The sequence below is a fragment of the Leifsonia lichenia genome, from assembly GCF_054780215.1.
Genome location: NZ_BAAGWT010000004.1, coordinates 240,866 through 253,751, shown reverse-complemented (window position 1 = coordinate 253,751; position 12,886 = coordinate 240,866). Strand labels below are relative to the sequence as shown.

10 protein-coding genes are annotated in these 12,886 nt (G+C 69.2%); 8 read left to right on the top strand and 2 right to left on the bottom strand.

All coding sequences use genetic code 11. From position 1 onward, the window contains the following. Positions 1-122: 122 nt before the first annotated feature. The 8 genes from argS to prfA all read left to right on the top strand — a co-directional run bounded on the left by argS (position 123) and on the right by prfA (position 11,261). Positions 123-1,802, top strand: a complete 1,680-nt coding sequence (argS, locus tag ACYVGI_RS11670) for an arginine--tRNA ligase (protein ID WP_460632777.1) — start codon at positions 123-125, stop codon at positions 1,800-1,802. Positions 1,803-1,811: 9 nt separating this feature from the next. After that, a complete protein-coding gene (locus ACYVGI_RS11665) occupies positions 1,812-2,603 on the top strand; it encodes an LmeA family phospholipid-binding protein (RefSeq protein WP_460632776.1) in 792 nt (263 codons plus the stop codon). 176 nt (positions 2,604-2,779) lie between these two features. Continuing rightward, positions 2,780-4,195: a diaminopimelate decarboxylase gene (gene lysA, locus ACYVGI_RS11660; protein WP_460632895.1), complete on the top strand. Its 1,416-nt coding sequence runs from the start codon at positions 2,780-2,782 to the stop codon at positions 4,193-4,195. Next, entirely contained in the window at positions 4,192-5,562 is a 1,371-nt protein-coding gene (locus ACYVGI_RS11655; RefSeq protein ID WP_460632775.1) for a homoserine dehydrogenase, read from the top strand. Before lysA ends, ACYVGI_RS11655 begins: the two co-directional genes overlap by 4 nt. Beyond that, positions 5,562-6,668, top strand: a complete 1,107-nt coding sequence (gene thrC / locus ACYVGI_RS11650; RefSeq protein WP_460632774.1) for a threonine synthase — start codon at positions 5,562-5,564, stop codon at positions 6,666-6,668. The genes ACYVGI_RS11655 and thrC overlap by 1 nt, the downstream gene beginning before the upstream one ends. After that, a complete protein-coding gene (gene thrB / locus ACYVGI_RS11645) occupies positions 6,665-7,627 on the top strand; it encodes a homoserine kinase (RefSeq protein ID WP_460632773.1) in 963 nt (320 codons plus the stop codon). The genes thrC and thrB overlap by 4 nt, the downstream gene beginning before the upstream one ends. A 219-nt stretch (positions 7,628-7,846) precedes the next feature. Beyond that, entirely contained in the window at positions 7,847-10,075 is a 2,229-nt protein-coding gene (gene rho / locus ACYVGI_RS11640) for a transcription termination factor Rho (protein ID WP_460632772.1), read from the top strand. Positions 10,076-10,184: 109 nt separating this feature from the next. Beyond that, on the top strand, positions 10,185-11,261 hold the full coding sequence (gene prfA / locus ACYVGI_RS11635; protein WP_055891997.1) for a peptide chain release factor 1: 1,077 nt from the start codon (positions 10,185-10,187) through the stop codon (positions 11,259-11,261). An 81-nt stretch (positions 11,262-11,342) separates the two neighbouring features. Here prfA and epsC read toward each other — a convergent pair whose 3' ends face one another. Then, positions 11,343-11,915 carry a serine O-acetyltransferase EpsC gene (gene epsC, locus ACYVGI_RS11630; RefSeq protein WP_402848513.1) on the bottom strand — a complete coding sequence of 191 codons (573 nt, stop codon included), beginning with the start codon at positions 11,913-11,915 and terminating at the stop codon, positions 11,343-11,345. A gap of 6 nt (positions 11,916-11,921) precedes the next feature. Next, positions 11,922-12,860, bottom strand: a complete 939-nt coding sequence (gene cysK, locus ACYVGI_RS11625) for a cysteine synthase A (protein WP_460632771.1) — start codon at positions 12,858-12,860, stop codon at positions 11,922-11,924. Positions 12,861-12,886: the final 26 nt, after the last annotated feature.

Sequence of the window (12,886 nt, the reverse complement as noted above, 5' to 3'; positions counted from 1 at the left end):
TGAGAGAGGATGCGCGTCGGCGCACATCGCGATGACCCTATCAAGCCTCCTGGTGAGGACCGGCCGCCGATGCCCGTTCGTTAGGCAATCGATGCAGCCGGTGCCCGGTAGAATCGTTCACCGTGACTCCTGCTGACCTCTCCGCCGCCCTGCTCGACATCGTGACCTCCGTTGTCGACGCGCGACGACAGGGAGCTGGCGACGACGCCGAGCCCGTCGTCGTCACCATCGACGACGTTCCGCTGGAGCGCCCGAAGAACCGCGAACACGGCGACTGGGCGTCCAACGTGGCCATGCGCCTCGCCAAGAAGGTGGGCGCCAACCCGCGCGAGCTCGCCACCGAGATCGCCGAGGCCGCCGCATCCATCGACGGCGTCGCTTCGGCAGAGGTCGCCGGTCCTGGCTTCATCAACTTCCGGCTGGATGCGGCTGCGGCCGGCCTGCTGGCGAAGACCATCGTCGAGGCCGGTGACGAATACGGCAACGGCCACCTCTACGACGGCCTGCTGGTCAACCTGGAGTTCGTCTCCGCCAATCCGACCGGCCCCATCCACATGGGCGGCGTGCGCTGGGCGGCCGTCGGGGACAGCCTCGCCCGCATCCTGCAGGCCGAGGGCGCAGACGTCACCCGCGAGTACTACTTCAACGACCACGGCTCGCAGATCGACCGATTCGCCCGCAGCCTGCTCGCCGCATACCTCGGGGAGCCGACCCCGGAGGACGGCTACGGCGGCGCGTACATCGGCGACATCGCCGCCCAGGTGGTCGAGCGCTTCGACGGCGACCTCTCCACGCTGTCGCGCGAGGAGCAGCAGGAGGTGTTCCGCTCTGTCGGCACCGAGCTGATGTTCGCCGAGATCAAGGAGAAGCTGCACGGCTTCGGCGTCGACTTCGACGTCTACTTCCACGAGGACTCGCTGCACGAGTCCGGCGCCGTCGAGCGCGCCATCGAGCGCCTGCGCGAGCAGGGCCACATCTTCGAGGAGGACGGCGCCGTCTGGCTCCGCACCACCACGTTCGGCGACGACCGCGACCGCGTCATCATCCGGTCCAACGGAGAGCCCGCATACATCTCCGGCGACCTCGGCTACTACCTGAACAAGCGCGAGCGCGGCTTCGAGCAGAACCTCATCATGCTCGGCGCCGACCACCACGGCTACGTCGGCCGTCTCATGGCCGCCGTCGAGGCGTTCGGCGACGTTCCCAACGTCAACCTGCAGATCCTGATCGGCCAGATGGTCAACCTGGTGCGCGACGGCGAGCCGGTCAAGATGTCCAAGCGCGCCGGCACCATCGTCACGCTCGACGACCTGGTGGATGCGGTGGGTGTGGATGCGGGCCGCTACGCGCTCGTGCGCTCCTCCAGCGACTCGCAGCTCGACATCGACCTCGACCTGCTGAGCAAGCGCAGCAACGAGAACCCCGTCTTCTACGTGCAGTACGCTCACGCCCGCACCCGCTCCGTCGCCACCAACGCGGCAGCGGCGGGGGTGGACCGCAGCGCGTTCGCGCCCGAGCTGCTCACGCACGAGAGCGAGTCCGCTCTGCTCGGCGGCCTCCAGGAGTTCCCGCGGATCGTCGCGCAGGCGGCCGAGCTGCGCGAACCGCACCGCGTCGCCCGCTACATCGAGGAGCTCGCCGGCCTCTACCACACCTGGTATGCCGCAACCCGCGTCATCCCGCTCGGCGACGAGCCTGTCACCGACCTGCACCGCACCCGCCTGTGGCTGAACGACGCCACTGGCCAGGTGATCCGCAACGGCCTCGGACTGCTCGGGGTCTCCGCTCCGGACAGAATGTAGCTCCGAAAGATGACAGACGTGCAGTCGACCGACGTGGTCTTCGAGACCGCCCAGCCGCCCGAGCGGCGTCGCACGCTGCGCCTGGTGCTCTGGATCGTCATCCCGATCGTGGCGCTCGTCGCGCTGTTCTTCGTCGCGGACGCCATCGTGCGCTCCGTGGCGGAGCAGCGCATCTCGGCCGAGGTGGAGAAGAGCCTTCCGGCGGAGGTGAAGGGCGACGTCTCGACGCACATCGGCGGCGTCTCCGTGCTGCAGCAATACCTGAGCGGCCGGTTCGAGAAGGTCGTGCTCGACGCCCCGAAGCTCTCGGTCAACGGTTCGCCGATCGACGCGACGATCACGGCCACCGGCGTCCCGTCCGACTTCTCCAAGCCGGTCGAGTCGATCGCCGGCTCGCTGACGATCTCGCAGTCGTCCCTGAACAAGCTCGTCACCGTCCCCGGCGTCGACGGCGACCTCGCCCTCGGCGCCGGAACGCTCAGCTACGACGGCACGGCGTCGCTCCTCGGCCTGCCGATCGGCTACCAGGTAACGGTCGCTCCCGAGGCGGCGGGCAAGACCGTCAACCTGCAGCCGGTGGATGCGAAGGTCACCACGGGCGGCTCCGGCGCCCTCGACCTCTCCACCCTGGTCAAGGCGCTGACCAACCGCGGCCCGATCCCGGTCTGCGTCGCCCAGTACCTCCCGGACGGCGTGCTGGTCAACGACATCGCGATCACGAAGGGGATGGCGACCGTCACGCTCAACGCGGAGAACTTCGTGGTGAACGAGAAGTCGTTGAAGAGCAAGGGGAGCTGCTGAGGGCGGCGTCGTCCCACGGCCGCCCGGTCGTAACACGGACGAATCCGGTGTCCGGCCCCCGATAGACTTCCGGTACTTCTCCACCGGCTTCAGGGACCAATCCGGGTCCGCTCGCCTCCGAGAGACCCCCACTCGATTCATTCCGTGAGGTTTTCCCTGTGGCAATCAACGAACGCATGGCTTCTGTGTCCAATCCACTCGCCCCCGGCTGGCTCGCCGTGCCCGGCGACGCCAACGACCTGCATCCCGGCCTGTGGTCGCGCACCGCGGCCAGGCAGGGTGGGGAGCTCGTCGTCGGCGGCGTCGCCGCCACCGAGCTGGCCGCCCGGTACGGCACCCCCGTCTACATCGTCGACGAGGTGGATGCGCGTGAGCGCGCCGCCGAGGTCCGCTCCGCTCTCGTCGGCGCCTTCGAGCGCGTCGGCGGCACCGCGAAGGTGTACTACGCGGGCAAAGCGTTCCTCAGCATCGAGGTCGCCCGCTGGATGGCGGACGCCGGGCTCAACATCGACGTGTGCAGCGGTGGGGAGCTCGCTGTCGCGCTCGCGGCCGGTGTCGCCCCGGAGCGGCTCGGCTTCCACGGCAACAACAAGTCGCTCGCCGAGATCGACAGGGCCGTCTCTCTCGGCGTCGGAGCGATCATCATCGACAGCCTGCAGGAGATCGACAGGGTCGCAGACGCTGCGGACAGGCACGGGCGCATCCAGTCGGTGCGGTTGCGCGTCAACAGCGGGGTCCACGCGCACACGCACGCGTTCCTCGCGACCGCTCACGAGGATCAGAAGTTCGGGATCGGCCTGGCGGCAGCGCCGGAGGCCGTCGCGCGCATCAGGGGCCGCGGCTCGCTGAACTTCCTCGGCCTGCACTGTCACATCGGCTCGCAGATCTTCGGGTCGGACGGGTTCGCGGAGTCGGCCGCTCGGCTGCTGGCCGTCCACACCGGGCTGCTCGCGGACGGGCCGGTGCCGGAGCTCAACCTCGGCGGCGGGTTCGGCATCGCGTACACCTCCGTCGACGATCCTGCGCCCATCGGGGAGCTCGCGGAGACCATCGCGCAGACCGTCGCCTCCCGCTGCGCAGAGCTGGGCATCCCGCTGCCCGTCGTGGCGTTCGAGCCAGGCCGGTCGATCATCGGCACGGCGGGGCTCACCCTTTACACCGCTGGGACCACCAAGGACGTGCCCGTCGCGTTCCAGGACGACGGCGAAACCGCGATCCGCCGCTACGTGAGCGTCGATGGCGGCATGAGCGACAACGCGCGCCCCGCGCTCTACGGCGCCGAGTACTCCGTGCGGATCGCCGACCGGGTGTCGGATGCGCCGGCGGAGCTGGTGCGCATCGCGGGCAAGCACTGCGAGAGCGGCGACATCGTCGTCGACGCCGACTACCTGCCGGGCGATGTGGCCCCTGGCGACCTGCTCGCCGTTCCGGCGACCGGCGCGTACTGCTGGTCGCTCGCGAGCAACTACAACTATCTCGGCAGGCCCGCCGTGATCGCCGTCCGCGACGGAGCGTCGCGGGTGATCGTGCGGGCGGAGACCGAGGCCGACCTGCTGTCGAGAGACGCCGCGTACGAAGGAGCACAGGCATGATCGAGTACCGCAACCTCCGGGTGGCCCTGCTTGGCGCGGGCTCCGTCGGATCGCAGGTGGCGCGGCTGCTGCTCGAGCAGGGCGACGAGTTCGCCTCCCGGATCGGCGCGAAGCTCGAACTGGTGGGCATCGCGGTGCGCGACGTGGATGCGCAGCGCGACGTCGATCTGCCGCGCGAGCTCTTCACCACGGACGCGTCGTCGCTCATCCTCGGCGCCGACATCGTGGTCGAGCTGATGGGCGGCGTCGAACCGGCTCGCGGCTACGTGCTGCAGGCGCTCAACTCGGGCGCGGACGTCATCACCGCCAACAAGGCGCTGCTCGCCACCCACGGCCCTGAGCTGTTCGAGGCGGCCGAGCAGGTCGGCGCTCAGCTCTACTACGAGGCGGCCGTCGCCGGCGCCATCCCGATCATCCGTCCGCTGCGAGACAGCCTCGCCGGCGACAGGGTCAACCGCATCCTCGGCATCGTGAACGGCACCACCAACTTCATCCTCGACCGCATGGATGTGAACGGCGAGTCCCTTCAGGACGCCCTCGCCACCGCGACCGACCGCGGGTACGCGGAGGCCGATCCGACCGCGGACATCGGCGGGTACGACGCGGCGCAGAAGGCCGCGATCCTCGCCAGCCTCGCCTTCCACACCACGGTTCCGCTGGAGTCGGTCTACCGCGAGGGCATCACCTCCGTCAGCACCGCGCAGGTGGACGCCGCCCGTGAAGCCGGCTCCGTCATCAAGCTGCTCGCGATCTGCGAGCGCCTCACCGACCAGGAGACCGGCGAAGAGGGCGTGTCCGCCCGCGTGTACCCGGCGCTGATCAGCCGCGACCATCCACTGGCCGCCGTGCACGGTGCACACAACGCCGTCTTCGTCCAGGCCGCCGCAGCAGGCGACCTCATGTTCTACGGCGCGGGAGCCGGGGGAGTGGAGACGGCGTCCGCCGTGCTCGGCGACCTGGTCTCCGCCGCGCGCCGTCACGTCGTCGGCGGCCCTGGAGTCGCCGAGTCCACGCACGCGCAGTTGCCGGTGCTCGACATCGGCCGCGTGGTCACCCGCTACCAGATCACGCTGGATGTGGCGGACCAGCCGGGCGTGCTCGCCGCGGTCGCGCGCATCCTGAGCGATGGCGGGGTGAGTGTCGAGACGGTGCAGCAGTCGGTTCCGAGCACGACGGGACCTGTCCAGCTCCCCGGAGCCGTCATCGCGGGCAACGCCCCGGTTCACGGCAACGGCGCGCCCACCGCTACCCTGGTTATCGGCACCCACGAGGCCGAGGAGGCCGCGCTTGCGGCCACCGTGGAGGCTCTCGCGGCGAGCGACGCCGTGACAGCCATCTCATCCGTACTCCGAGTCGAAGGATCGTAATGCCCGAGAAAGCGAATAGTCGTCAGTGGCGGGGCGTCCTGCGTGAATACGCGGACCGCCTGAACATCACAGAGGCCACTCCGATCGTGACGCTCGGCGAAGGCGGCACTCCGCTCCTTCCCGCCCCGGCGCTCTCCGCGCGCACGGGTGCGAACGTGTTCGTCAAGTTCGAGGGAATGAACCCCACCGGCTCCTTCAAGGACCGCGGCATGACGATGGCGATCTCGAAGGCCGTCGAGCACGGCGCGAAGGCCGTGATCTGCGCATCCACCGGCAACACCTCGGCGTCGGCGGCGGCGTACGCGACGCACGCGGGCATCCAGGCCGTCGTGCTCGTGCCGGAGGGCAAGATCGCGATGGGCAAGCTGAGCCAGGCCATCGCGCACAATGCGCAGTTGCTGCAGGTGCAGGGCAACTTCGACGACTGTCTCGACATCGCTCGCGACCTCGCGACCAACTACCCGGTCCACCTCGTCAACTCGGTCAACCCCGACCGCATCGAGGGTCAGAAGACGGCGGCCTTCGAGGTCGTCGAGGTTCTCGGAGACGCGCCGGACTTCCACATCGTCCCCGTCGGCAACGCGGGCAACTACACGGCGTACCACCGCGGATACACCGAGGAGCTTCAGCGCGGGGAGGCCACCAAGCTGCCCAGGATGTTCGGCTTCCAGGCCGCGGGCAGCGCCCCGATCGTCCTCGGCCAGCCGGTGAAGAACCCGGACACCATCGCCACCGCCATCCGCATCGGCAACCCGGCGTCGTGGGAGCTCGCGCTCAACGCGCGCGACGACAGCGACGGCTACTTCGGCGCGATCTCGGACGAGCACATCCTCGAGGCGCAGCGCATCCTGTCGGCCGAGGTCGGCATCTTCGTCGAGCCGGCGTCGGCGATCAGCGTCGCGGGCCTCCTCGAGCGCTCGGCGGCCGGCGTCATCCCTGCTGGAGCCACGGTCGTCCTCACGGTGACCGGCCACGGTCTCAAGGACCCCCAGTGGGCGCTGCGCACCGCGGACGGCTCCGACGTGCAGCCCACCGTCGTCCCCGTCGACACCACCACCATCGCCGACGTGCTCGGTCTGGTGGCGGCCGACAAGGCGAACGCGTGACCTTCCAGGCCGCTGATCTGAGCGGCCGCGCCGTCACGGTCAAGGTCCCGGCGACCAGCGCCAACCTCGGCCCCGGTTTCGACACGCTCGGACTCGCGCTCGCGCTCTACGACGAGCTGCAGGTGACCGTCCGCGACGAGCCGGGCGCGACCGTCGACGTCATCGGCGTCGGCGCCGGCGAGGTGCCCACCGACGAGACCAACCTGGTCGTGCGCGCCATCGCGCACACCTTCGCGTCGGTCGGGGTGCCTGTGCCCGGCCTCGACCTGGTCGCCCGCAACAGCATCCCGCACGGCAGGGGGATGGGGTCGTCCGGCGCGGCGATCGTGTCCGGCATCATGGCGGCCAAGGGTCTGCTCGACGGCATCGTCGACATCGACGCGCAGGGCCTGCTCGCCCTTGCCAACGACATGGAGGGCCACCCGGACAACGTCGCGCCCGCGCTGTTCGGCGGCCTGACGATCGCCTGGGTCACTCCGGATGGTCCGCGGTTCAAGAAGCTGATCGTGCACCGTGGTGTCTCGCCGCTCGTGCTCGTGCCGCAGCACGTGATGTCGACGGCGCTCGCCCGCAGCCTGCAGCCGCAGTCCGTGCCCCACGAGGATGCGGTCTTCAACGTCTCGCGCTCCGCCCTGCTCGTCGCGGCCCTCATCCAGAGCCCGGAGCTGCTCCACGCCGCGACGGAGGACAAGCTCCACCAGAGCTACCGCGCCTCCGCGATGCCGGAGACCGATCGGCTGATCACGCTGCTGCGCGAGAACGGCTTCGCCGCCGTCGTCTCCGGAGCCGGTCCGTCCGTCCTCGTGCTGTGCAGCGACCCGAGCCAGCGGCTCGCCGCGGCGGAGCTCGCGGCCGCGCACTCGGAGACGCCGTGGCAGGCTCTGATGCTCGCCGTCGACTTCAAGGGAGCGACGGTGACGCAGGTCGCGGCGCGACAGGCGGACACGCCGGTCGTCTAGCGTCAAGAGCAGTCCGGCAACAGTGGTAAACTGTGCGTGCACCCGCAGAAACCTCTTCATGAGCGAATCTGATCTTCGGGTGATTTCTAGCAATCATGCCGTCACTCCTACCTGTGCACCCGAGTACCTTTCGGTGACACCACAGAAGCGGTAGTTCATGTGACGAGTGCTCCAGAACGACGGCGAGAATCGCGCGTCGGGGGAAAGGAATCCTCTTCAGTGACTGATGTCGAACTCCACGCCGGGGGCGTGGACACCAGCGACCTGACCTCCCTCAAGGTGGCAGAGCTTCAGGCTCTCGCCGCTCAGTTGGGACTTCAGGGAGCGACCAAGCTTCGCAAGGGCGAGCTCGTGGCGGCCATCGCCGCCGCGCGCACGGAGGCCGCGGGTTCCGCGACCGCCGACGCCCCTGCTGCCGACTCCGCGGACGCACCGGCGGCCGGGCAGGAGAACGCGCGCGCAGCATCCCAGGTGCTCATCGAGCCGCTCATCGCAGAGCCGCTCTCCGCTGAGCCGCATGTCGGCGAGGCTGTGCTGCCAGACGCCGCGCCCGCCGCGCAGGCGCCGCGTCGCCGTGGCTCGCGCCGCGCATCCAGTGCTGACGGCACCGGAATCGCAGCAGCGACGCACGTCAACACCGGCGCCACCGGCGTCGAGTCGCTCATCCCCGATGTGGATGCACTGCTCGACTCCGCGCTCGCCAACCGCGAGTCCGCCGCCCAGCAGGCAACGGGCACCGAGGGCGACAAGCCGGCCGAGCAGGCCCAGGGCCAGGGGCGCAACCGCCGTCGCGGACGCGGCCAGAGCAGCGACCAGAACGCCCAGCAGGACCAGGGCGAGAAGGCCGAGAACGGCGCTGGCGCGCAGGACGCCGCCGACGCGCAGGTCCAGGGCGATGCCCAGGCCGACGGCGACCAGCAGCCCCGCCAGGGCCGCAACCGCAACCGGAACCGCAACAAGAACGCCCAGGGCGGCCAGAACCAGGGCGGCCAGAACGGCCAGAACGGCCAGAACCAGGGCGGCCAGCAGAGCGGCGACGGCCAGCAGGCGCAGAACCAGCAGGGCCAGGGCCAGCAGGCCGACCGCGACGACCAGAAGCAGGGCGGCCAGAACGGCCAGCAGAACCGCAACGGTCAGCAGAACCGCAACGGCGGCCAGGACGCGAACCAGGCCGACGACCGCTCCGGCCGCAGCCGCTACCGCGACCGCAAGCGTCGCGGCGGTGTCGGAACGGACGACCTCGAGCCGGAGATCAGCGAGGACGACGTCCTCATCCCCGTCGCCGGCATCCTCGACGTGCTCGACAACTACGCGTTCGTCCGCACCTCCGGCTACCTGCCGGGCGCGAGCGACGTGTACGTCTCCCTCGGCCAGGTCAAGAAGTACAACCTGCGCAAGGGCGACGCCGTGGTCGGCGCCATCCGCCAGCCGCGCGAGGGCGAGAACAACGCCCGCCAGAAGTACAACGCGATCGTCAAGGTCGACTCGATCAACGGCCAGACCATCGACGAGGCCGCTGGCCGCGTCGAGTTCGGCAAGCTGACCCCGCTCTACCCGCAGGAGCGTCTGCGCCTCGAGACCGAGCCGGGCAAGCTGACCCAGCGCATCATCGACCTCGTCGCCCCGATCGGCAAGGGCCAGCGCGGCCTCATCGTCGCGCCCCCGAAGGCGGGCAAGACGATCGTCATGCAGCAGATCGCGAACGCCATCACCACGAACAACCCCGAGGTTCACCTCATGGTCGTCCTGGTGGACGAGCGTCCGGAAGAGGTCACCGACATGCAGCGCACGGTGAAGGGCGAGGTCATCGCCTCCACCTTCGACCGTCCTGCAGAAGACCACACCACGGTCGCCGAGCTCGCCATCGAGCGTGCGAAGCGCCTGGTGGAGCTCGGCCACGACGTCGTCGTGCTGCTCGACTCGATCACCCGCCTGGGACGCGCGTACAACCTGGCTGCTCCCGCATCCGGTCGCATCCTCTCCGGCGGTGTCGACGCCTCGGCGCTGTACCCGCCGAAGCGCTTCTTCGGCGCAGCCCGCAACATCGAGCACGGCGGATCGCTCACGATCCTCGCCTCGGCTCTCGTGGAGACCGGGTCCAAGATGGACGAGGTCATCTTCGAGGAGTTCAAGGGCACTGGCAACATGGAGCTGCGCCTCTCGCGTCAGCTCGCCGACAAGCGGATCTTCCCCGCCGTCGACGTCAACGCCTCCGGCACCCGCCGCGAAGAGATGCTGATGGGCGCCGACGAGGTCAAGATCACCTGGAAGCTGCGTCGTGCCCTGGCTGGCCTCGACCAGCAGCAGGCGCTCGAGATCGTGCTCGGCCGCCTCAAGGAGACCTCCAGCAACGTCGAGTTCCTGATGCAGGTGCAGAAGTCGATGCCGGCGCCGGCCAACGGCCACGGCACCGCGCACTCGCACGGCCACGAGAACGACCACCGCTAGCTGAGGAGTGCCCGCCGACGTCGCCACACGCGACGTCGACGGGCACTTTTCCGTTCCCGGACACGCTCGTCCCCCTCCAGAAAGCCCGACCCTTCCAGAAAGAAGTCCCATGTTCGAATCGGTGAACAGCCTGATCGCCGAGCACGACGACCTGCAGGAGCAGCTCGCCGACCCTGAACTGCACAGCGACCCTGTGCGCTCCAAGAAGGTCAACCGGCGCTACGCCGAGCTCAGCCGCATCGTCGCCGCCTATCACCAGTGGAAGCAGCTCGAGGACGACCTCGCCGCCGCCAAGGAGCTCGCGGCGGAAGACGAGGCCTTCGCCGAGGAGGTCCCGGGACTCGAGGCCAGCCTGGAGGAGTCGGGGGAGAAGCTGCGCAGGCTCCTCATCCCGCGCGACCCCAACGACAGCCGCGACGTCATCATGGAGATCAAGATGGGCGAGGGCGGGGCGGAGTCCGCGCTGTTCGCCGCCGACCTCCTCCGGATGTATCTGCACTACGCGGAGTCCAAGAAGTGGAAGACCGAGATCCTGGAGCAGACCTCCAGCGACCTGGGCGGCATCAAGGACGTCCAGCTCGCGATCAAGGGGTCTTCCAGCGACCCGGCTGAGGGTGTCTGGGCGCACCTCAAGTACGAGGGCGGTGTGCACCGCGTGCAGCGTGTGCCGGCGACCGAGTCGCAGGGACGCATCCACACGTCCGCCGCGGGCGTGCTCGTCTTCCCCGAGGTGGACGAGCCGGAGGAGGTCGAGATCAACCAGAACGACCTCAAGATCGACGTCTACCGGTCGAGCGGCCCCGGTGGCCAGTCGGTGAACACCACCGACTCCGCCGTGCGCATCACGCACCTCCCGACCGGCATCGTCGTGGCGATGCAGAACGAGAAGAGCCAGTTGCAGAACCGCGAGGCCGGGATGCGCGTGCTGCGCGCCCGCGTGCTCGCCCGCCAGCAGGAGGAACTGGATGCGGAGGCCGCCGCGGTCCGCAAGAGCCAGATCCGCACGATGGACCGTTCGGAGCGCATCCGCACGTACAACTTCCCGGAGAACCGCATCGCGGACCACCGCACCGGCTATAAGGCGTACAACCTCGACGCCGTGATGAACGGCGCCCTCGAGCCCGTCATCGACTCCTGCATCGCCGCCGACGAGGAGTCCCGCCTCGCCGACCTCGCCACCGACTGACCCCCGCAATCGAGCCCAGGCTTTTTCACCGTATTCCGCGCGTTTAAGGGGAGAAAGCCTGGGCTCGATTGCTTGGGGACGTCAGATGTAGATGGCCGGGTCGATCCAGTCGTCGCCGGGGATCTGCTCGTGGCCGGTGCGAGGGCGGGCGCGAGCGGGGACTCCGGTGAGGACCGAGCCTTCTGGCGCGTCGTGGATGACGACGGCGTTCGCGCCGACGACGCTGTGCGCCCCGAGCGTGATCGCGCCGAGCACCTTCGCACCCGCGCCGACGATCACGCCGTTGCCGATGGTGGGATGCCGCTTGCCGTGGCCCCTGCCCTTCCCGCCGAGCGTGACGCCGTGGTACAGCATCACGTCGTCGCCGACGAACGTGGTCTCGCCGATCACTACGCCCATCCCGTGGTCGATGAAGAAGCGCCGCCCGATCGTCGCGCCAGGGTGGATCTCGATGCCGGTCAGGAATCGGGTGAACTGCGAGAGGAACCTGGCCGGCATCTTCAGGCCGGACCGCCACATCCGGTGGGCGAGACGGTACGACCAGATCGCGTGCAGCCCGGAGTACGCCGTGAAGACCTCGAAGCCGCTGCGCGCAGCAGGATCGTGCTTGCGCGCGTTCGCGATGTCCTCACGGACGCGGGAGATGAACGCCAACGCCGGTCAGTCCAGCAGGTCGGCCCAGAGCGGGGTCGAGATGTAGCGCTCACCGGTGTCGCACACGATGGCGACGATGGTCTTGCCCGCGTTCTCCGGCCGCTTGGCGAGCTGGAGCGCCGCCCAGACGATCGCGCCCGACGAGATCCCGGCGAGGATGCCCTCCTCGCTCGCCAGCTTCTTGGCGATGTCGATCGCGTCGTCGAACGACGCGTCGATGACCTCGTCGTAGACGGTCGTGTCGAGGATCTCCGGCACGAAGTTGGCGCCGATGCCCTGGATCTTGTGCGGCCCCGGCTTGCCGCCGTTCAGGATGGGGGAGTCGATCGGCTCCACGGCGACCACCTGCACGCCCGGCTTGCGCTCCTTGAGCACCTGGCCGACGCCCGTGATGGTGCCGCCCGTTCCCACTCCGGCGACGAAGATGTCGACGCCGCCGTCGGTGTCCGCCCAGATCTCCTCAGCGGTCGTCGCCCGGTGGATGGCGGGGTTGGCCTCGTTCGCGAACTGCTGCGCCCAGATGGCGTTCTCGGTGTTGGCGACGATCTCCTTCGCCTTCTCGACCGCTCCGCGCATCCCCTCCGGACCGGGGGTGAGGACGATCTGCGCCCCGAACGCGCGCAGCAGCACGCGGCGCTCCTTGCTCATCGTCTCCGGCATGGTGAGGATCACCGTGTAGCCGCGGGCTGCGCCGACCATCGCGAGCGCGATTCCGGTGTTGCCGCTCGTGCCCTCCACGATGGTGCCGCCTGGTCGCAGCGCTCCTGCCTTCTCCGCCGCGTCGATGATGGCGACGCCGATGCGGTCCTTGACGCTGCCGGCCGGGTTGTAGAACTCCAGCTTGGCGAGCACGGTCGCCCCGACGCCCTCCGCGATGCGATTGAGCTTCACGAGCGGGGTCTTCCCGACCGCCTCGGTGATGTTGTCGTAGACGTGACCTGTCATGGCTCTTCCTCGTTGACGCTGGTGGA